Source organism: Marisediminicola antarctica (assembly GCF_009930795.1).
Classification (GTDB): Bacteria; Actinomycetota; Actinomycetes; order Actinomycetales; family Microbacteriaceae; genus Marisediminicola; species Marisediminicola antarctica.
The window spans coordinates 1,986,351-2,006,455 of the sequence record NZ_CP017146.1; the positions used below are offsets into that span (position 1 = coordinate 1,986,351).

Sequence of the window (20,105 nt, forward strand, 5' to 3'; positions counted from 1 at the left end):
CGAGGTCCGGCTCGGGTTCTAGCCGAGGTCGCGGAGCGCCGAACGCACCGCGACGACGTTCTCGCCGTAGATCTCGTCCATGTACCGCTGGATCTGGCCGTCGTCGTAGATGACGTCCACGAAGAGGTACCCGTTGGACGGGTAGGAGCCGAGCACTGCGGCGTCGCCCTGCAGCTCCTCCTGGATTTCGAGGAGTTCGCCCTCGTCGGTCGCGCCGGCGTTCGCCGGGTCATCGCGCGGGTCGGGGTTCGCCATCGCGTCGTACAGTGCGAGCATGATCGGCGGCTGGGTCACCGTGAACCGTGCTCCGTCCCAGGTTCCCTGCACCGCATAGGTGCCCCACGTCACACCGCTGGCGCTCTCCTCGCCGTCGACGGTCGCCCAGTCCCAGCCGGAGATCGGCGGACCGCCACACGGGGGGGGATACGACTCCGCGACCGCGCCGAGGCACAGCTGCGGGTCGTCGCCGTCCTTCTGCAGTACAGTCCCGATGCCGAGCACCTCCCCGTCCGCGGGGATGGCGGTCGGCGGCTCTTCGGGCCCGACGATCGAGGGCGATCCGCCGGGCGACTCGGCGCCCGCGCACCCGGCCAGCGCAGTAATCAGGAGCATGACGGCCGCCGCCCGCGTGAAACTTCGAAGGTGTGTCATGCCGCAAGTCTGAGCGCGAATTCGAGAGCCCGCCACCCAACGTTTCCGATCCCTCAAGCGTCTCCTCCGTCGGAAACTCAGGAGACGACCGCGCAGATGGTGTGAGTCATGGCCCGTGGCGGGCGATCGGATGCTGCGTTCCTGAGTTTCCGACGGGGGCGGGCGCGCGGGGGAGGTAGTGAGTCCGCGCTGGAACGGTGGTAACCTAGCGCTGTGTTCGGTCTACTCCTTCTTAGCTGCCGCGACGAGTCCTAAAAGGCCTCCCTCGTCGCGGCGTTCGCCTATGGCTGACCATTACTAGCGAAGAGGAACCGAGACCGTGAAGAACACCCAGAAGCCATCGGCAATGCCGATCCACAAGTACCGTTCGTATCAGGAGACCTTCAGCGTCGACCTGCCCGACCGCACCTGGCCGAGCAAGCGAATCACGCAGGCACCCCGTTGGTGTGCCGTCGACCTGCGCGACGGCAACCAGGCACTCATCGACCCGATGAGCCCCGAGCGCAAGCGAATCATGTTCGACCTGCTCGTGCGCATGGGCTACAAGGAGATCGAGGTCGGCTTTCCGAGCGCGAGCCAGACCGACTTCGACTTCGTCCGCAGCCTCATCGACGACAACGTGATTCCCGACGACGTCACGATCCAGGTGCTGACCCAGGCCCGCGAGTCGCTGATCAACCGCACCTACGAGTCGATCGCCGGAGCCCAAAAGGCAATCGTCCACCTGTACAACTCCACGAGCGTGCTGCAACGCGACGTCGTCTTCCGCACCGACAAGCAGGGCATCATCGACATCGCGCTCGAGGGTGCCCGGCTGTGCAAGGTCGCCGAGAAGAGCATCCCGCAGACCGAGGTCTTCTACGAGTACTCGCCCGAGAGCTACACCGGCACCGAACTCGAGTTCGCCCTCGAGGTCTGCAACAAGGTCATCGAGGTCTTCGAGCCGACGCCCGAGCGCAAGGTCATCATCAACCTGCCCGCGACGGTCGAGATGGCCACCCCCAATGTCTATGCCGACTCGATCGAGTGGATGTCGCGCCGCCTGGCCCACCGCGAGAACGTGCTGCTGAGCCTGCATCCGCACAACGATCGAGGCACCGCAATCGCCGCGGCCGAGCTCGGCTACCTCGCCGGTGCCGACCGCATCGAGGGATGCCTGTTCGGCAATGGGGAGCGCACCGGCAACGTCGACCTCGTCGCCCTCGGCATCAACCTGTTCACGCAGGGGATCGACCCGCAGATCGACTTCAGCAACCTCGACGAGGTCAAGCGCACGGCCGAGTACTGCAACCAGCTGCCGGTGCACGAACGCAGCCCCTGGGCCGGCGACCTGGTCTACACGGCGTTCAGCGGATCGCACCAGGACGCCATCAAGAAAGGCTTCGAGGCCATGGCCGCCGACGCCGCAGCACAGGGCACGTCAGTGGATGACCTGCAGTGGGCCGTGCCCTACCTGCCGATCGACCCGAAGGACCTCGGCCGCAGCTACGAGGCGGTCATCCGGGTCAACTCCCAGTCGGGCAAGGGCGGCGTCGCCTACCTGCTCAAGACCGATCACGCGCTCGACCTGCCGCGCAAGCTGCAGATCGAGTTCAGCCATGTCGTGCAGGCGATGACGGATGCCGAGGGCGGCGAGGTCACGAGCGACGAGATCTGGGCGATCTTCCAGGACGAGTACCTCCCGTCGGTGGTCTCCGATCAGAAGTGGGGCCAGTTCGAGATCACCCGCACGAGCACCGCGAGCGACATGACCGGCGTGGTGTCGCTGCACACGGAGCTGCGGGTCGGCGCGGCGCAGGTTGCGACCGACGCGACCGGCAACGGCCCCGTCGACGCGTTCCTCAAGGTGCTTCACGGTCATGGCGTGGACGTCAAGGTCTTCGACTACGTCGAGCACGCGCTGAGCTCCGGTGGCGACGCCCTCGCGGCTTCCTACGTGGAGTGCGCCGTCGGTGACACGACGCTGTGGGGCGTCGGCATCGATGCGGACATCTCCACCGCATCGCTCAAGGCGGTCGTCTCGGCCGTGAACCGAGCGGTGCGCGAGGAGTCCGGGCGCCGCGAGCTCGCGAACGCCTGACGGCGCAGGCACGCGCTGGCATCCGGCGCGGGAGCGGACGCCCGTGCAGAACTGGGCGGCATCCGCTCGCGCGCGGCATGCGCTAGCGTCCAACCATGGATGCGATGAGGGAGTTGGCGGCCGCCAGCGCGGCCTTCGAGCGCGACCTGGCGCACGCCGACCCGACCGCGCCCCTCGCCGACGTGGATTGGACGGTCTCCGACCTCGCCGCCCACCTCGGCGGGGTGTACCGGTGGGCCGCCCGCTGCATCATCGAGGGCGTCCGTCCGCCGCGGAGGAGCGTGCCCGAGCTCACCAGCTCGCCGATCGACTGGTACCGGGAGTCCCGGAGCGTGCTTCTCGACACCCTGGACACCGCCGATCCGGACCGGCGCTGCTACACGTTCAGCAGGTCGGACAGATCAGAGCGTTTCTGGCACCGCCGGCAGCTGCACGAGACCGTCGTGCACCTGTGGGACCTGCGCAGCGCGGGCGATCCGGCCGCCCCCGCCCCGGCCGAGTCATCCACGGAGGTCTCCGCGGACGGCATCAACGAATTCTTCGACGTCTTCGTGGGCAGCTCGAGCGTCCAGGCCCGGCCCGACCTCGGCGGGGTGCTGCGCCTCGAGGCGACGGATGCCAACCGCTCCTGGGTGCTCGGGCCGGACTGGGTGCTGCTGCCCGCGCACCCGACGCCCGCCGCAACCCTCACCGCCACCACCGCAGACCTGCAGCTGGCCCACTGGAACCGTCGCAGCGCGGCGCCAGCCGGCGCGGTCACCGCATCCGGCGACGAGGGCGTCATAGATCGCTTCCGACGCGCCCCGCTTCGCTGAGCCCGCCGAGTGTCGCTGAGCCCGCCGAGCTTCGCTGAGCCCGCCGACGTTCGCTCAGCGAGCCCGGCCGAGTCGCGGGATGCGCGGCAGCCGCTCGATGCGGCGCTGCTCGGGCAGGCTCCACTTGAAGAACACCGACAGCACCCGGATGCCGAAGGTCAGCGCCACGCCGACGACCGCGGCGATCGTGATGTCGACCCCGAACTGGACGAGGACGACGAGGGTGCCCGTGCCGCCGACCGCCGCCACGGCATAGAGCGAGCCCACGTGCATGAGCGCGATCGGCAGGTTGAGCAGCATGTCGCGCAGGATGGAGCCGCCGACGGCGGCGAGCACCCCCACGAACACGGCGGGGGCGGGCGGCACGCCGAGCGAAAGGGCCTTCGTGGTTCCGATCGCCCCGAAGAGGCCGATGGTGAGCGCGTCGAGCGCCGTGATGAGTGGGTTCAGCCGGGCGAAGATGCGCTCGAGCAGCATCCCGAGCAGGGCGGCCCCGGTGGCGACGATCACGTACCAGTTGCTGCGCAGCGGGGCGAGGTCAACGGAGAGCAGGATGTCGCGCACCAGACCGCCGCCGAAACCGGTCGCGATTCCGATGATGGCGACCCCGAGCAGGTCGAGCCGACGGTCCTTGAACTGGGCTGCGAACATGGCGCCCTGGAGAGCACCAATGCCGACCGCGAGGAGGTCGGCCCAGAGGGGGATGACGAAAAGGGCACCGGACACTGCACCATTCTGCCCGCTCCGGACGTCGCCGGGATGCCGCCGCGCGATCAGGCGGAGGGGGCGTCGGGGCCCTCTGGCCGGCCGAGCCGCGACGGGCGGCGCAGCGGCCCGAGGCGGCGCTGCTCCGGAAGCCGCAGTCCAAAGGTGAAACCGACCATGCGCGCGACGAAGGTCACCACGACGCAGGTGATCGCGGCGGGGAGGAAGGGCACGCCGATGGTGGTCGTCGTGACGAGGGTTGTGGTGCCAATGATCGCGGCTGTGGCGTAGAGCGGGCCGACCTTCAGGAGCTCGACGGGGGTGACCATGAGGACGTCCCGCAGGATCGACCCTCCGACGGCTGTGATCACGCCGAGGAGCGCGGCCGGCACCGCCGGCACACCGAACGCGATCCCCTTTGTCGCGCCGAGCGCGGCGAAAAGGCCGAGGTTGAGGGCGTCCACCACGGTGAAGAGGGTGTTGAGCCTTTTGAGCAGGCGTTCGAGCAGCATCCCGAGCAATGATGCGGAGACGGCCACGATCAGGTACCAGTTGCTCTGGAAGGTCGCGACTGGCACCGACAGCACGAGGTCGCGCAGCACACCGCCGCCGAGCCCGGTACTCACACCGATGATGGAGACGCCGAGCAGGTCGAGATGGTGGTCCTTGAAGCGAGAGGCGAACAGGGCGCCCATGAGCGCGCCGACCCCCACTGCCAGCAGCTCCCACCACAGGGGAATCTCGAAGATCGCTTCGTCCATCGCACCATTGTGTTGCATCGCTGCCCGGTGCGCGCAGTGATGCGAGCCGACCACGGGTTTGGGTGTTGCTGACACTAAGTGCTATCCTGTTCAAGTCGCACTGACATTAACTATGCGGGGAGCCGTGATGATCGACGCAGGCCAAGTGCAGGGAGTCGGCGTTGCCGTGTCCACCGTGATCTTCGCACTGCGCCAGCATCCGGACACCGGCGCCGTCGGTCTCTGGTTGCCGCTCGTGCGCCGCATCCGCGAACCCTGGCAGGGCCGTTGGGCGCTGCCCGGAGGAATGGTGCGCGTGACTGAGGGCCTCGAGTTGGCCGCCCGCCGAAACCTGCTCGAGACGACCGCCCTCGAGCCCACCTACCTCGAACAGCTCTACGCGTTCGGGGAGGCGGACCGGTCTCCGGACGGCCGCATCGTCTCGATCGTCTACTGGGCCCTCGTGCGCGCCGACGAGGCCAGCCGTGCGGCCGTTGACGAGAACGTGCAGTGGTTCCCCGCGGACGACCTGCCCGAGCTCGCCTTCGACCACAACCTGATCGTCGACTACGCACTGTGGCGCCTGCGCACCAAAGTCGAGTACGGCCGCATCGCGCACGCGTTCCTCGGGGAGACCTTCACCCTGTCCGAGCTCCGCGAGGTGCACGAGACCGTGCTGCGACGACCGCTCGACCCGGCGAACTTCCGCCGGCAGATCGAGTCGAGCGGCGCGATCGTGTCGACCGAGGAGGTCGTCACGGGAGGCCGCCACCGGCCACCGCGTCTCTACCGTTTCAACACCGCCGTCGACCTCGTCGACAACGGCCCCCTCACCCCCGTCCGCCTTTGATCCCCCAAGGAGTCACGGTGACCTCCGTCGACACGACCATCCAGCTCATCAGCGCCGGTGCACCCGGCACCACCTGCAGCCCCGACCTTGCCAAGGGACCGTGGGAGATCGACCTCGAACCGAATCCCGGCTACGGCCCCGGCTCGTCGATGGGCGACATCATCCCCGCCGGTGCCCCGCGCCAGGGCCAGCTCCCCGCCGAGTACCGCGACGCCTCCGACATCGAACTCGAGGCACGGATCGTCGCGGCCAAGGCGACGCTCGGCGACCGTGCCGTGATCCTCGGCCACTTCTACCAGCGCGACGAGGTCGTCGCTCACGCCGACTTCGTGGGCGACTCGTTCCAGCTCGCCAACGCGGCGCAGACGGTGCCGAACGCCGAGGCGATTGTCTTCTGCGGGGTGCACTTCATGGCCGAGACCGCCGACATCCTCGCCCGCTCCGACCAGGCGGTCATCCTGCCCAACCTCGCCGCTGGATGCTCCATGGCCGACATGGCCGACATCGACTCGGTCACCGAGTGCTGGGAGGCGCTCGAAGACCTGTATGGCACCGAGCCCGACGAAACCGACCGCGTGCCCGTAATCCCGGTCACCTACATGAACTCCTCCGCGGCGCTCAAGGCGTTCTGCGGGGAGCACGGCGGCATCGTCTGCACCTCCTCGAACGCCGCCACCGTGCTCGAGTGGGCGTTCGAGCGCGGCCAGCGCGTGCTCTTCTTCCCCGACCAGCACCTCGGCCGCAACACGGCGAAGGCGATGGGCGTGCCGCTCGAGCAGATGCCGATGTGGAACCCGCGCAAGGAGCTGGGCGGCAGCGACGCGCAGCAGCTGCACGACGCGCGCGTGATCCTCTGGCACGGATTCTGCTCCGTGCACAAGCGGTTCAACGTCGACCAGATCGACAAGGCCCGGGTGGAGTTCCCCGGCGTGCGCGTCATCGTGCACCCGGAATGCCCGATGGCCGTCGTCGACGCGGCCGACGAGGCCGGCTCGACCGACTACATCCGCAAGGCCATCGCGGCGGCGACCGAACCGACCGTTTTCGCGATCGGCACCGAGGTCAATATGGTGAACCGGCTCGCGGCCGAGTACCCGCAGCACACGATCTTCTGCCTCGACCCTGTCGTCTGCCCGTGCTCGACGATGTACCGCATCCACCCCGGCTATCTCGCCTGGGTACTCGAGGGTCTGGTGCGCGGAGAGGTCATCAACCGCATCGAGGTGCCGGCGGATGTCGCCGAGCCCGCGCGGGTCGCTCTCGAGCGGATGCTCGCCGTGAGGCCGGGGGCGTCGCGATGAACGACGTCGTCGTGGTCGGCAGCGGCATCGCCGGACTCATCATCGCCCTTCAGGCGAGCCGGACCCACCGGGTCAGCCTCGTCACCAAGACCGAGCTTGCCGAAAGCAACACCCGCTACGCGCAGGGTGGGATCGCCGCGGTGATGTTCGACGACGACAGCGTCGCCGCGCACATTCAGGACACCCTCGCCGCGGGCGCCGGCCTCGGCGACCCCGCCATCGTGGAGATCCTCTGCGCGGAAGGGCCCGGACGCATCCGCGACCTCATCGCCCTCGGCGTCGAGTTCGACCGCGACGGGGCGGACCTCGCCCGCGGGCTGGAGGCGGCGCACTCGAGCGCCCGCGTGCTGCACGCGGGCGGGGATGCGACGGGCGCTGTCATCGAGACGGCCCTCGTCGCGGCCGTGCGCCGCTCCGCGATCCAGGTTCACGAGCACACCTTCCTCGCCGAGCTCGTGGTCGACAGCGGGCGCGTGCGCGGCGTCGAGGTCGTCGACCCGACGGGCCGGATGCGCGTGATCGCCGCCGATGCCGTCGTGCTGGCCAGTGGTGGGTCCGGCCAGCTCTATCGGCACACGACCAACCCCGCGATCGCGACGGGCGACGGTGCCGCCGCGGCACTCCGGGCCGGCGCGGTGCTGAGCGACGTCGAGTTCTACCAGTTTCACCCGACCGCCCTCGCGGCACCCGGCAACTTCCTCGTCTCGGAAGCGGTGCGCGGCGAGGGCGCCGTGCTGCTCGACGCGCGCGGCCACCGCTTCATGCTCGACCAGCACGAGGGAGCCGAGCTCGCTCCGCGCGACATAGTCGCCCGCGGCATCGCCACACAGATGGCGCGGCAGGGCGGCGACCCGGTACTTCTCGATGCCACGTCCCTCGGCTCGGCATTCCTCGCCGAGCGCTTCCCGAGCATCGACGCCGCCTGCCGGCGCCTGGGCCTCGACTGGAGCGAACGCCCGATCCCGGTGACGCCCGCCGCCCACTACTGGATGGGCGGGGTTGCCACCGACGAGTGGGGGCGCACCTCCCTGCCTGGACTGTTCGCGGTTGGCGAGGTCTCGAGCACGGGCGTGCACGGCGCCAACCGGCTCGCCTCCAACTCGCTGCTCGAGTCACTCGTGTTCGCCTGGCGCGCAGCGGCGAGGCTCGACGATGCCGCGTGGCCCGCGCTCGCGCCAGTGGAGGCATCCGAGCATCCGCTGCCGCCGCACGACGGGCCGGGAACGGCCGTCAGCCGTGACACGCTGCGCGACCTCGCCTGGTCGCGGCTCGGACTGTACCGGGATGCCGAGGGACTCGGCTCCGCGGCCGGGATCCTCGCGTCGTGGCGCGCCCCCGGCGACTCGGTTGCCGAGCGGGAGACCCGGAACCTGCTCGATCTCGCCCGGCTGATGGCATCCGCGGCGCTCGCCCGCGAGGAGTCCCGCGGCGCCCACTTCCGCACCGACCACCCCGAGACCTCCGCGCGGTTCGAGCGGCACCTCGGCTGGGTCGCACCGCCGGCAGCCGCCGCCTCCCGCATCCACAGCCCCGTCGGGGCAGAAGAGAGCGTCATCGCATGCTGACCCCCGAAGCCATCGATGCGGTCGTCCGGGGCGCCCTCGCCGAGGACGCCCCGTGGGGCGACATCACCTCCGAGCTGCTCATCCCGGCGGACGCGCAGGCCACCGCGCGGCTCGTCGCGCGCGAGGCCGGCGTGCTCAGCGGGGGAGAGGTCTTCGCGGCCGCGATGCTGGCGGTGGATGACGCCGTGCTGGTGGGCCTCGCCGTGGCCGACGGTGTGCCCTTCGCCGCGGGCGACACGCTCGCAACGGTGACCGGGTCCGCCCGGTCGGTGCTGCGCGGCGAGCGCGTCGCGCTGAACCTCGTGCAACGGATGAGTGGGATCGCGACCGAGACGGCAAGATACGTCGATGAGGTCGCGGGCACCCACGCCCGCATCGTCGACACCCGCAAGACCACACCGGGACTTCGAGCCCTCGAACGGCACGCGGTGCGCTGTGGCGGGGGCCACAACCACCGGTTCTCCCTCTCCGATGCCGTGCTTGCGAAGGACAACCACCTCGCCGTGCTCGCCTCCCACGGCGTCGGGGTGACCGAGGCGCTCCGGGGCCTTCGCGCCAAGCTCTCGCACACAACCCACCTCGAGGTGGAGGTCGACGACGCCGCACAGATCGAGCCGGTGCTCGCCGGGGGAGTCGACACGATCATGCTCGACAACTTCGCGCTGGACGCACTGCGCGCCGGCGTCGCCCAGGTGGCGGGACGCGCGCTCGTCGAGGCGAGCGGCAACGTGTCGCTCGCGACGGTGCGGGCGATCGCGCAGACCGGCGTCGACGTGATCTCGGTGGGCGCGCTCACCCACAGCGTGCGGGCGCTCGACCTCGGGCTCGACATCGCTCTCGAGCTGGTTGGAGCCGCATCCGACGCCGCGGACCCCTCTGCCGCACGCGCCGCCGACCCCTCTGCCACGGCATCCTCCGGGCTGGAGAGCGAGAGAGCGCTTCCGTGATCTACCTCGACAACGCGGCGACATCGCCCGTGCGGCGCGCAGTGCTCGAGCGGATGTGGCCGTACCTGACGGAGGAATTCGGCAACCCGTCGAGCACCCACGAGTACGGGCGCCAGGCCGCACTCGCGCTGACGCACGCGCGCGAGCGGGTCGCCAGGGTACTGGGCTGCCGTGCCGCCGAGGTCGTCTTCACCTCCGGCGGCACCGAGTCCGACAACCTGGCGATCATCGGCGTCTCGCTCGCCACCCCGCGCGGCCGCCACATCGTCACGACGCCGATCGAGCACGAGGCGGTGATCGAGTCCTGCAGCTACCTTCAGCGACAGCACGGTTTCGAGGTGACCATGGTCGACGTCGACACCGACGGGCTCGTCGACGCCGATGAGCTCGGGCGGGCGCTGCGCCCGGACACGACCCTCGTCTCGGTCATGTACGCCAACAACGAGGTGGGCACGGTGCAGCCGATCCGCCGCATCGCGGCGCTCGCCGGGGCGGTGGGGGCGCGCATGCACACCGACGCCGTGCAGGCAGCCGGCTGGCTGCCGCTCGACGTCGCCGCCCTCGGGGTCGATGCCCTCGCGATCTCCGGTCACAAACTCGGTGCCCCCAAAGGCATCGGCGCCCTCTACCTGCGGCGGGGGATGTCGGTGGAGGCCACGCTGCACGGGGGCGGGCAGGAGCGCGGCCGACGCTCGGGAACAGAGAATGTGCCGGGCGCCGTCGGCCTCGCCGAGGCGCTCGAACTCGCGGAGGCCGCCCGCCCCGGGTCCGCGGACCGCATCGCGGAACTGCGGAACGCCTTTATCGACCGTGTGCTCGCCGAGGTTCCCGGCGCCCGCCTGACCGGGCACCATCGCCTCCGGCTGCCGGCGAACGCGTCGTTCTGCTTCCCGGGCACGAGCGGGGAGGCGGTGCTCCTCGACCTCGAGCGCAGGGGCATCATCTGCTCGAGCGGCTCGGCCTGCGCCGCGGGCAGCGACGAGCCGTCGCACGTGCTCGTCGCGATGGGGCTGGATGCCGAGCTCGCCCAGACCGCCGTCCGTTTCACCCTCTCCGAGACCACGACCGCCGACGACCTCGCCGCCACGGTCGCCGCCCTCGCAGACTCGGTGGCCGGACTGTCGGGGCATCCCTCCGCTGCGTCGTGAGGGTCGCTCGCTGACGGCACGGCATTCGTCCGCGTGGGGCGCGGTGAGGTGTCGGTCCGCTGTTGCCGGCGGCTCGGCGTGCGTCCGCGCGGCCTGACGGCGCTGCATCCGCCTGGCCTGGGGCCGCGGCGCGGCATCCGTCCGCTCGGGGTGACGGCGCGGCATCCGTCCGCTCGGGGTGACGGCGCGGCATCCGTCCGCTCGGGGTGACGGCCGGGCGCCTGCACCCCGCCCGCTCGGGGTGACGGCCGGGCGCCTGCACCCCGCCCGCTCGCGGGGGATACTTGTCAGATGCCCCTTTACCGTGACGAAGCCGTCGTGCTGCGCACCCACAAGCTGGGCGAAGCCGACCGCATCGTCACGATGTTGAGTCGTAACCACGGCAAGATCCGCGCGGTGGCGAAGGGCGTGCGGCGTACTGCGTCGAAGTTCGGCGCACGGCTCGAGCCGTTCATGGTCGTGGACGTGCAGCTGTACGAGGGCCGCAGCCTCGACATCATCACCCAGGCCGAGTCGCTCGGTTCCTACGGCGCCGAGATCGTGGGCGACTACGCGACCTACACCGCCGCGAGCGCGATGGTCGAGACGGCTGACAAGATCACCGCGGAGGACGGCGGCCTGCAGCAGTACCTGCTTCTCGTCGGTGCGCTGCGCTCGCTGTCCCGGCACGAGCACGGGGCAAGCCTCACCCTCGACTCGTACCTGCTGCGGGCGCTGAGCGTCGCGGGCTGGGCGCCGAGCTTCTCCGACTGCGCGATGACCGGCGCCCCCGGACCGCATTCCGCCTTCGTCGTGCAGCTCGGCGGTGTCGTCGCTGACGAGGTCGCGCCGCCCGGCACGCCCCGGCTCGCTCCGGCGACGCTCTCGCTGCTGTCCGCGCTATTGACGGGTGATTGGGCCGCCGCCGATGCGTCAGACGACCGCTCCCGTTCGCACGCGAGCGGCGTGGTCGCCGCGTACACCCAGTTCCACCTCGAGCGGTCCCTGCGCTCGCTCGAGCACGTCGACCGTCGACCGTCATCCCAGGGGCGCCCTGGCGCCGCCTACGCTGGCGAGGCAACCTCGTCGCGCGGGCGCACCGGGGCTGAGCAGGTCGGCGAGGCATCCTCGTCGCGCGGGCGCACCGGGGCTGAGCAGGTCGGCGAGGCATCCTCGTTGCGCGGGCGCACCGGGGCCACACACGTCGAGGAGACATCCGGATGACCGCCATGACCCACCCCGACGCCGTGCCCTTCAAGCCGCTCGACTGGACGGGCCTCTACCCTCCTGCACTTCCGAAGGGCGCGGTCCCGGAGCACGTTGCGATCGTCATGGACGGCAACGGCCGGTGGGCCAACGGCAAGGGCCTCACCCGGGTTGAGGGGCACAAGGCGGGGGAGGCGTCGCTCCTCGACGTGGTTGCCGGCGCGATCCAGATCGGGGTCAAGAACCTCTCCGTCTACGCGTTCTCGACCGAGAATTGGAAGCGGTCACCCGACGAGGTGCGTTTTCTGATGGGCTTCAACCGCTCGGTGTTGCATCGGCGGCGCGACCAGCTCAACGACTGGGGAGTTCGGGTGCGTTGGGCGGGGCGGCGGCCCAGGCTCTGGGCATCCGTGATCAACGAGTTGCAGTTCGCCGAGCGCCTCACGGCAGGCAACTCGACTCTGACCCTCACGATGTGTGTCAACTACGGCGGACGCACCGAGATCGCGGATGCCGTGCGTGCCATCGCCGAAGAGGTGGCCGCCGGGCGGCTCAAGCCGTCCGGGATCAGCGAGAAGTCGATCCAGCGGCATCTCTACGCGCCGGAGTTGCCCGATGTCGACCTGTTCGTGCGCAGCTCGGGTGAGCAGCGCACGAGCAACTTCATGCTCTGGCAGAGTGCCTACGCCGAGATGGTCTTCCTCGACACGCTCTGGCCGGACTTCGCGCGCGCGGACCTCTGGCGGGCGATCGAGCTCTACGCCTCGCGTAACCGCCGCTTCGGCGGCGCCGTGGACGCCCCCGCACCCTGACCGGTCGTCCACGATAGCGCCGTCGCAGTCGTCCCCCACTCGCTCCCCGTTGGAAACTCAGGAGACGGTGCGGCTATTGCCGCCGCGGGCGCTCGTATGGCCGAGTAGTGTGCGGGTTTCCTGAGTTTCCGACATTCGGAGGGAGTGGCGGCGGGTTCATGTGGCCTTCCCGGACGGTTCACTCGGCGGTCAAGGTCTGAGGTGGTCGCCCGCGCTGTCCAAGTGATGTTTGCCGCTTAGTCACCGTTCGGTGCCGGAAATTCAGGAGTCGATGCTGATTTTGCTGCTTGACGCAATCCTGCGGCCACCTAACCGACCTGTTTCCTGAATTTCCGACATCGACAGGCGAGCATCGACCGGCAAGAGAGGAGTACGAGACGCGCACCGAGCGACAGCGTCGCGACATGACGCTTACTTCCCGTGCAGGAGGCGAGAGCGCACACTCCGCTGCTCTGGACACCGAGATGGCTAGTGTGGCTTCATGTCAGTCGAGCCCGCCCCCATCCGCACCGGCATCATCGGATTCGGTCTGTCCGGCCGGGTCTTCCACGCCCCGTTCCTGGCCACGAACCCCGCGTTCTCGCTCGATCTGATCGCGACGGGCGATGCCGGACGCCAGGCCGACGCGCACGCCCGGCATCCGGATGTCGTCGTCGTGGCGACACCCGAGGACCTGCTCGCACGGGCCGGCGAGCTCGACCTCATCGTGCTCGCCTCGCCCGCCCATGTGCACCTTGAGCAAGGCCTGGCCGCCCTCGAGGCCGGCCTCGCAGTCGTCATCGACAAGCCGTTTGCCGCGTCCGTCGCCGAGGCCGAGACGCTCATCCATGCCGCCGAACGGGTCGGCCACCCGCTCATCGTCTTCCAGAACCGGCGCTGGGACAGTGACTTCCTCACGCTGAAGAAGCTCCTCACCTCGGGGCGGCTTGGCCGTGTGCACCGCTTCGAGTCGACCTTCGAACGGTTCTCGCCCGCCGTGCGCGACCGCTGGCAGGACACCACCACAATCGCCCAGGGCGCCGGCATCACCTTCGACCTCGGCAGTCACCTCATCGACCAGGCGCTTCAGCTGTTCGGACCGGCCGTGCTCGTCCACGCCGAGACCGACGTGATCCGCCCAGGCGGCGTCAGCGATGACGAGGCGTTCGTATCGCTGCAGCACGAGAGCGGGGTGCGCTCGCACCTGAGCCTGTCGAGGGTCGCCGCGCAGAGCGGGCCGAGGTTCCGGATGCTCGGATCCGATGCCGCCTACGTGGTGCACGGGCTCGATCGGCAGGAGCCCGACCTCAAGGCCGGAGCCCTGCCGACCGACGACGGCTACGGCATCGAGGAGCCCTCCGCCTGGGGCAGGCTCGGCATCGACGGCCCCCATTCCCCGCTGGAGCCGGTGCCAAGCGAACGTGGGGACTATCCGGCGTTTTACGCGGGAGTTGCGGCCTGTATCCGTGAGGGGGCGCCGGTTCCAGTCGACCCGCGCGAGTCGCTCGAAGTCGTGAGGCTCATCGCCCTGGTACACGAGCGGAACATGCGCGGCTGAGTCGAGCGGTCGCGCCGCGGGGTCGAATGTCCGTGGACTGGGTGCTGAGCCCGAGCCTGAACCCAGGTCCGAGTCCGACCCCGCACACCGGATCCCCGCATTCCGCACCCTGGACCGCCGCATCCGCACGATTCGGCCGATTCTCTGCGAGAAGTCGCACGAAAGCGGCGCGGCAGCACCCTGACGCGGTCGCTACCGCGGGTCCAAGATGGAACCATGACTGAGACCAGCGAAGCCACCAGCCGCACAGCATCAGCCGGGTTCGAACGTGCGCAGCAGAGCTACGGGGATGCACGCGGCTATCTCGCCGCTGCCTCGAGCGGGATCCCCACGAAGGACACCGTCGCGGCCCTCACGAGCGACCTTGCCCTGTGGGCGAGCGCCCAGCGCGGCCCGCACGACTATGACCCGATCGTGGCCCGCACCCGCGCCGACTACGCGCGGCTCGTCGGCGTCGGCGTCGACCGCGTCGCGACGGGGTCGCAGACGTCAGTGCTCACGAGCGTCATCGCTGCTGCGGTGCCATCGGGGGCCGAAGTGCTCTGCGTGGAGGGCGATTTCAGCTCACTCGTGTTCCCGTTCCTGCAGCGTCATCGGATTCGGGTGCGGCACGTGCCCATCGAGCGTCTCGCGGACTCAATCGAGGACGACACCTGGCTTGTCGTGTTCTCGCATATCCAGTCGGCGACGGGAGTCGTCGCCGATGTATCCGCGATCATCGATGCCGCCTCGCACCAGGCTGCGTACACACTGTGCGACACGACCCAGTCGGCCGGGGTTCACCCCGTGGATGCCTCGCTCTTCGACGCGACCGTCTGCCACGCCTACAAGTGGCTGTGCTCGCCGCGCGGGGCGGCGTTCCTGACGCTTTCGACGAGGTTCCAGAAGCTGCTGACGCCGGTTCAGGCTGGCTGGTGCGCCGGCGACGACGTGTGGGAGTCGTGCTACGGCCCGGCGATGCGCCTCGCGACGACGGCGCGCCAGTTCGACGTGTCGCCGGCCTGGCAGGCGTGGGTCGGTGCCGAGCCGGCCGTCCGGATGTTCGCCGACCTCGACATGAACGAGGTGTGGGCGCACGCGAGCGGGCTGGGCGACATGCTGTGCGACGAGCTCGGCATCCCGCAACAGCACCAGGCGATCGTGACCTGGCCGGATGCGGAGCGCGCCGACCTGCAGAAGCTTGTCGCCGCGGGCATCCGCGCCTCCGGTCGGGCTGGACGCCTGCGCGCCGCGTTCCACCTCTGGAACGACGACGACGACGTCGTGGCGGTCGCGCGGGCGCTGCGCGGCTGAGGCGCCCTGTCCGGAGGGGGCCACGTGCGGAGAGGTGACGCGCCTAGTGCCCCCGCGTCTTCGCTTCGCCTCCCGGCTTCCGTGCGCCCGAGCCTCTTCGCCTCCCTAGGCCGCCGCGTAGATGTCTCCCTGCGCCAGGGCGTTTCCCGCCGATTCGCCCGCCAGTGTCGGAAATTCAGGAAATGGGGCCTCCCGAGGACGAATTGCTTGGCGACCTGATCCGGTTCTTCGCGCACATCCTGAATTTCCGACGTTGGCGCGACGGGGGTGGCGCGAGCGCCGCATGCTGGAGTGCTGACGGAGGCGCGCCGCGAGCCCGCGCCGGAGAGCGCGACCGCGCCCCTTCGCTAGGCTGGGACTTTCGCATCCGACCGCGCATCCAGCGCGGCTGTCTCTTGGAGTTCCCCTTGGCCAACGCCTCCCGTCTCGATCCCGTCATCAACCTCGCCAAGCGCCGTGGCTTCGTGTTCCAAGCGGGGGAGATCTACGGCGGATCCCGTTCGGCGTGGGACTACGGCCCGCTCGGCGTCGCACTCAAAGAGAACATCAAGCGCCAGTGGTGGCAGTACATGGTGCAGGGCCGTGAGGACGTCGTCGGGCTCGACTCGTCGGTGATCCTGCCCAAGCAGGTCTGGGAGGCATCCGGCCACGTCGAGGTCTTCAGCGATCCGCTCATCGAGTCGCTGCATACCCACAAGCGCTATCGCGCCGACCACCTCATCGAGCAGTACGAGGAGAAGCACGGGCATCCGCCGGAAAACGGGCTCGCCGACATCCGCGACCCCGAGACGGGCCAGCCCGGCTCCTGGACCGAGCCGCAGAACTTCTCCGGTCTGCTCAAGACCTTCCTCGGCCCCGTCGACAACGAACAGGGCATGCACTACCTGCGCCCCGAGACCGCCCAGGGTATCTTCGTCAACTTCGCAAACGTGCTCGGTGCCTCGCGCCAGAAACCTCCGTTCGGCATTGGCCAGATCGGTAAGAGCTTCCGCAACGAAATCACGCCTGGAAACTTCATCTTCCGAACTCGTGAGTTCGAGCAGATGGAGATGGAATTCTTCGTCGAGCCGGGGACGGATGCTGATTGGCACCAGTACTGGATCGACCACCGCCTCGCCTGGTACACCGACCTCGGCATCGACCCGGAGAACCTGCGCCTGTTCGAGCACCCCGCCGAGAAGCTGTCGCACTACTCGACCCGCACGGTCGATATCGAGTACCGCTTCGGATTCCAGGGCAGCCAGTGGGGCGAGCTCGAGGGCATTGCAAACCGAACCGATTTTGACCTCAAGACGCACTCCGAGGCATCCGGGACCGACCTGTCGTATTTCGACCAGACGAAGAACGAGCGCTGGTTCCCGTATGTGATCGAGCCGGCGGCGGGGCTCACCCGCTCGCTGATGGCGTTCCTCGTCGACGCCTACTCCGAGGACGAGGCACCCAACACGAAGGGCGGCGTCGACAAGCGCACGGTGCTGCGGCTCGACCGGAGGCTCGCGCCGATCAAGGTGGCAGTGCTTCCGCTGTCACGCAACGAGCGCCTGTCGCCGGTCGCGCGGGAGCTCGCCGCGGACCTGCGCAAGATCTGGAACATCGAGTTCGACGACGCCGGCGCGATCGGTCGGCGCTACCGCCGTCAGGACGAGATAGGCACTCCGTTCTGCGTGACCGTCGACTTCGACACCCTCGATGACAAGGCGGTGACCGTGCGTGAGCGCGACAGCATGGCGCAGGAGCGCGTGTCGCTCGACCGCCTGCGCGGGTATCTCGCCGAGCAGCTGATCGGGGCGTAGCCGGTCCAGCGGGGGAGCTGCTTGGGGCAATCCTCCGCTGCCCGTCCCTCGGCGGATGTCTATCGCGCCCATTCCGGGGCGGCGCTCCTCCGTGGCCACCGCCAGTCCGCGTGGGCGACCCGCTCGGTCCCGGTTCCGCGGCCAGTCCCCCTGTCCCGTCCCCCCCGCCCACGCCGCCAGCCCCGCGGGAAATTCAGGAACTTCGGCGGGGAAGCACCGATATTGGGGCCGGAGTCGCGCTCGCAGCATTCGGATTCCTGAGTTTCCGACGCGGGGGCGGGAATACTGCGTGGCTCGGCGGCTGTTGAGAACCAGGTGAATGACGCAATCAAGGTAGACATCTGGTCCGACGTTCAGTGCCCCTGGTGCTACATCGGCAAGCGCAAGTTCGAGGCCGGAGTCGCCCAGTATGGCGGCGCGGTCGAGGTCGAGTACCACTCGTTCGAGCTCGCGCCCGACACCCCGGTCGAATACGAGGGCACGCCGATCGACTACCTCAGCGATCGCAAGGGACTGCCTGTTGCGCAGGTCGAGCAGATGCTCGCACGGGTCACCGAGATCGCGGAGAGCGTCGACCTGCACTACGACTACGACTCCGTGCACCAGACCAACACGGTCAAGGCGCACGAGCTGCTTCACTTCGCCAAGGCGAAGGGCCGCCAGCTGGACATGAAGGAGCACCTCCTCAAGGCCTACTTCGTCGACGGCAAGCACGTGGGCCGCATCCCCGACCTCGCCGACCTCGCCGAGGAAATCGGACTCGATCGCGCCGAGGCCGTAGCGGCGCTCGAGTCGAATGAATACCTTGCCGCTGTGAAAGAGGATGTCGCCCGTGCGCTTGAATATGGCATCCAGGGCGTCCCCTTTTTCGTGATCGATGGCAAGTACGGCGTCTCCGGCGCGCAAGACGCGGTAACCTTCGCAAACGTGCTGACTCAGGTGCGCGAAGAGAAGGACGCGGAAAAATGACGGATGCCGGGATCAAACCGCTCCAGATACTCGGTGACTCGGCTGCGGCCTGCATCGGCGATTTCTGTGAGGTTCCGGAGCACCACAGCCAGGCCGTCGTGAACCGACGACTGGACGAGGACGCGGTGTAACCGGCTCGGTGCCAGAGTAGCCATTCGGCGACAGCCGACACGAGCGGTCTGAGTGCGCGCTCGGACGCACTGTGATCCCCTCGCTCGCCGGAAATTCAGGAAGTGGCTCCGGATAGCTGCCCCTGTGGAGGGATTCGGGTTCGGAACACGAAGTGATCCTGAATTTCCGGCCGGGCAAGGACGAGCGGGCTTCTCGCGCCGCCCGGGCAGCCCCTCCTCCCCACACATGAGCACTCCGCCGATGGCACCGACGACGCGAACCGCTGCCGGCCGAGGGCTCTCGCGCGCGAAGATCCCAGGGTGTCCAGCATCCGCGAGCTTGTCGATTCCCTCGGCGGATTCGCGCGCAAACGGGAGCTCGTCGCGTTCGGCGCCAACGATCGCCATCTCACTGACGCCGTGAAATCAGGCGAGGTCGCCCGTGCACGCAATGGCTGGTACTCGACGGTGCCGACATCCGATGCCCGGTTTCGAGCAATGCGGGTCGGGGGACGGCTGACGGGGGCTTCAGCGCTCCACGCTGAGGGGGCGTGGATGCGGGACGTGTCGCAGCTCCACGTGTCGTTGCCGCGCAATGCGGCCCGGATGCGGTCGCAGTGGGACCGGCGGAAGGCCCTCACGGCGATGCGAAAGCACGGCGCCGTTCTCCACTGGGACCCGGATGCCGTGCACCGCCGGGGTACGCGCACCAGCGTCGATCTGCGGGATGCGCTGCTGGTGTTCCTTCATGATGCTCCCTTCGAGGAGGCGATCGCCGTACTGGACTGGGCCACCCGTACGTCCCAGGTCGGCTTGGCGGAGCTGGAATCTCTTGTGGTTCGACTTCCCGCTCGGCTCCAGGGCATCTTGGAGTGGATCGACCCGCTCTGTGATAGCTATCCGGAGAGCATCACACGCACCCGGCTGAGAATGAGGGGCTTTCACGTCACCTCGCAAGTGCCTGTTGGCTGGCTCGAGCGGATCGATCTCGTCGTCGAGGACCATGTCGCGATTGAAGTCGACGGCGAGGAACATCATCGCGATAGGTTCCACAAGGACAGGCTCAAGGATCTGCAAATCACCATTGAGGGTCGGCACGGCATCCGAATCTCGGTGCCGATGATCCAGAAGGGGTGGGAGGACGTGGTCGCCGCAATCATTTCGGCCCTCGAGGCGAGGAGCGTCCGGCCCCGCCGGAACCTCAGGAATAAGTCCCGTCCGGCTGGCGCTTTGACGCGAACCTCCCAGATTGGCCGTCGTGGGCTCCTTCGCCTGCCTGAGTTTTCGACATTCTCGGGCTTGACCTGGTTTTGACCTGCGGTTCGGGCCCCCTCCCACCTCCGGGACGCCTCGGGATTCTCCCCGCGGGGTCACTGCACTTGCTCGCGCCCACCACGCAGCTACTTCATCGACTCGGGCACGGGTTTCATGGCTCCCGCGCAGCCGCTGCACGGCTCCAGCGAGGTGGATGGCGCGGTGGACCGGTGAGGCGGACGCGGTGGAGCGCCGCACGGAGCGGACGGCCGCCGGTGACGGCCGGCATGCGTCGGAAACTCAGGAACAGAGCTCAAAACGGCACTCCTTGGCCAGCGTCACGTGATGTT

17 protein-coding genes and 1 pseudogene are annotated in these 20,105 nt (G+C 68.9%); 15 read left to right on the top strand and 3 right to left on the bottom strand.

Translation table 11 applies throughout. The features are described from left to right. Positions 1-18: 18 nt before the first annotated feature. The gene (locus tag BHD05_RS09400; RefSeq protein WP_161886198.1) at positions 19-651 is read right to left on the bottom strand and encodes a hypothetical protein; all 633 of its coding nucleotides are present in this window, start codon (positions 649-651) and stop codon (positions 19-21) included. A 319-nt stretch (positions 652-970) separates the two neighbouring features. Between BHD05_RS09400 and leuA the strand changes: the two genes are divergently transcribed. Next, positions 971-2,731 (top strand): 2-isopropylmalate synthase, encoded by a 1,761-nt coding sequence (gene leuA / locus BHD05_RS09405; protein WP_161886199.1) that lies wholly within the window; start codon positions 971-973, stop codon positions 2,729-2,731. Between the two features lie 95 nt (positions 2,732-2,826). Beyond that, positions 2,827-3,546, top strand: a complete 720-nt coding sequence (locus BHD05_RS09410; protein ID WP_161886200.1) for a maleylpyruvate isomerase N-terminal domain-containing protein — start codon at positions 2,827-2,829, stop codon at positions 3,544-3,546. Positions 3,547-3,600: 54 nt separating this feature from the next. Here BHD05_RS09410 and BHD05_RS09415 read toward each other — a convergent pair whose 3' ends face one another. Then, positions 3,601-4,272, bottom strand: coding sequence for a trimeric intracellular cation channel family protein (locus tag BHD05_RS09415; protein ID WP_161886201.1), 672 nt, complete (start codon positions 4,270-4,272; stop codon positions 3,601-3,603). 47 nt (positions 4,273-4,319) lie between these two features. Further along, entirely contained in the window at positions 4,320-5,012 is a 693-nt protein-coding gene (locus tag BHD05_RS09420; protein ID WP_161886202.1) for a trimeric intracellular cation channel family protein, read from the bottom strand. A gap of 127 nt (positions 5,013-5,139) precedes the next feature. Here BHD05_RS09420 and BHD05_RS09425 point away from each other — a divergent pair, with 127 nt between their 5' ends. The 13 genes and pseudogenes from BHD05_RS09425 (at position 5,140) to BHD05_RS09480 (ending at position 19,815) form a co-directional block, all read left to right on the top strand. Then, a complete protein-coding gene (locus BHD05_RS09425) occupies positions 5,140-5,841 on the top strand; it encodes an NUDIX hydrolase (RefSeq protein ID WP_161887459.1) in 702 nt (233 codons plus the stop codon). A gap of 17 nt (positions 5,842-5,858) precedes the next feature. Further along, positions 5,859-7,142, top strand: coding sequence for a quinolinate synthase NadA (gene nadA, locus BHD05_RS09430; protein WP_161886203.1), 1,284 nt, complete (start codon positions 5,859-5,861; stop codon positions 7,140-7,142). Then, on the top strand, positions 7,139-8,707 hold the full coding sequence (gene nadB, locus BHD05_RS09435; RefSeq protein WP_161886204.1) for an L-aspartate oxidase: 1,569 nt from the start codon (positions 7,139-7,141) through the stop codon (positions 8,705-8,707). Before nadA ends, nadB begins: the two co-directional genes overlap by 4 nt. Further along, positions 8,701-9,654, top strand: coding sequence for a carboxylating nicotinate-nucleotide diphosphorylase (gene nadC / locus BHD05_RS09440; protein ID WP_161886205.1), 954 nt, complete (start codon positions 8,701-8,703; stop codon positions 9,652-9,654). The genes nadB and nadC overlap by 7 nt, the downstream gene beginning before the upstream one ends. Beyond that, complete coding sequence (locus BHD05_RS09445; protein ID WP_161886206.1) at positions 9,651-10,802, top strand: cysteine desulfurase family protein; 1,152 nt, start codon at positions 9,651-9,653, stop codon at positions 10,800-10,802. Before nadC ends, BHD05_RS09445 begins: the two co-directional genes overlap by 4 nt. A 291-nt stretch (positions 10,803-11,093) precedes the next feature. Beyond that, a pseudogene (gene recO / locus BHD05_RS09450) lies at positions 11,094-11,813 on the top strand (DNA repair protein RecO); the annotation flags it as partial. A 188-nt stretch (positions 11,814-12,001) separates the two neighbouring features. Further along, positions 12,002-12,799 carry an isoprenyl transferase gene (locus tag BHD05_RS09455; protein ID WP_161886208.1) on the top strand — a complete coding sequence of 266 codons (798 nt, stop codon included), beginning with the start codon at positions 12,002-12,004 and terminating at the stop codon, positions 12,797-12,799. 481 nt (positions 12,800-13,280) lie between these two features. Continuing rightward, a complete protein-coding gene (locus BHD05_RS09460; RefSeq protein ID WP_161886209.1) occupies positions 13,281-14,336 on the top strand; it encodes a Gfo/Idh/MocA family oxidoreductase in 1,056 nt (351 codons plus the stop codon). Between the two features lie 216 nt (positions 14,337-14,552). Then, complete coding sequence (locus BHD05_RS09465) at positions 14,553-15,629, top strand: aminotransferase class V-fold PLP-dependent enzyme (protein WP_161886210.1); 1,077 nt, start codon at positions 14,553-14,555, stop codon at positions 15,627-15,629. Between the two features lie 407 nt (positions 15,630-16,036). Then, positions 16,037-17,422, top strand: coding sequence for a glycine--tRNA ligase (locus tag BHD05_RS09470; protein ID WP_161886211.1), 1,386 nt, complete (start codon positions 16,037-16,039; stop codon positions 17,420-17,422). Between the two features lie 315 nt (positions 17,423-17,737). Continuing rightward, positions 17,738-18,391, top strand: a complete 654-nt coding sequence (locus BHD05_RS09475) for a DsbA family oxidoreductase (RefSeq protein ID WP_161886212.1) — start codon at positions 17,738-17,740, stop codon at positions 18,389-18,391. Next, the gene (locus BHD05_RS16025) at positions 18,388-18,522 is read left to right on the top strand and encodes a hypothetical protein (protein WP_257792080.1); all 135 of its coding nucleotides are present in this window, start codon (positions 18,388-18,390) and stop codon (positions 18,520-18,522) included. Before BHD05_RS09475 ends, BHD05_RS16025 begins: the two co-directional genes overlap by 4 nt. A gap of 300 nt (positions 18,523-18,822) precedes the next feature. After that, positions 18,823-19,815: an endonuclease domain-containing protein gene (locus BHD05_RS09480; RefSeq protein ID WP_161886213.1), complete on the top strand. Its 993-nt coding sequence runs from the start codon at positions 18,823-18,825 to the stop codon at positions 19,813-19,815. The last annotated feature ends 290 nt before the right edge of the window (positions 19,816-20,105 follow it).

Bases quoted from the DNA above. Each gene is read 5' to 3' on its own strand.
- BHD05_RS09400 (WP_161886198.1), bottom strand. From the start codon at position 651: ATGACACACCTTCGAAGTTTCACGCGGGCGGCGGCCGTCATGCTCCTG.
- BHD05_RS09465 (WP_161886210.1), top strand. From the start codon at position 14,553: ATGACTGAGACCAGCGAAGCCACCAGCCGCACAGCATCAGCCGGGTTC.
- nadC (WP_161886205.1), top strand. From the start codon at position 8,701: ATGCTGACCCCCGAAGCCATCGATGCGGTCGTCCGGGGCGCCCTCGCC.
- BHD05_RS09460 (WP_161886209.1), top strand. From the start codon at position 13,281: ATGTCAGTCGAGCCCGCCCCCATCCGCACCGGCATCATCGGATTCGGT.
- BHD05_RS09420 (WP_161886202.1), bottom strand. From the start codon at position 5,012: ATGGACGAAGCGATCTTCGAGATTCCCCTGTGGTGGGAGCTGCTGGCA.
- BHD05_RS09425 (WP_161887459.1), top strand. From the start codon at position 5,140: ATGATCGACGCAGGCCAAGTGCAGGGAGTCGGCGTTGCCGTGTCCACC.
- BHD05_RS16025 (WP_257792080.1), top strand. From the start codon at position 18,388: ATGACGGATGCCGGGATCAAACCGCTCCAGATACTCGGTGACTCGGCT.
- BHD05_RS09410 (WP_161886200.1), top strand. From the start codon at position 2,827: ATGGATGCGATGAGGGAGTTGGCGGCCGCCAGCGCGGCCTTCGAGCGC.
- BHD05_RS09455 (WP_161886208.1), top strand. From the start codon at position 12,002: ATGACCGCCATGACCCACCCCGACGCCGTGCCCTTCAAGCCGCTCGAC.
- nadB (WP_161886204.1), top strand. From the start codon at position 7,139: ATGAACGACGTCGTCGTGGTCGGCAGCGGCATCGCCGGACTCATCATC.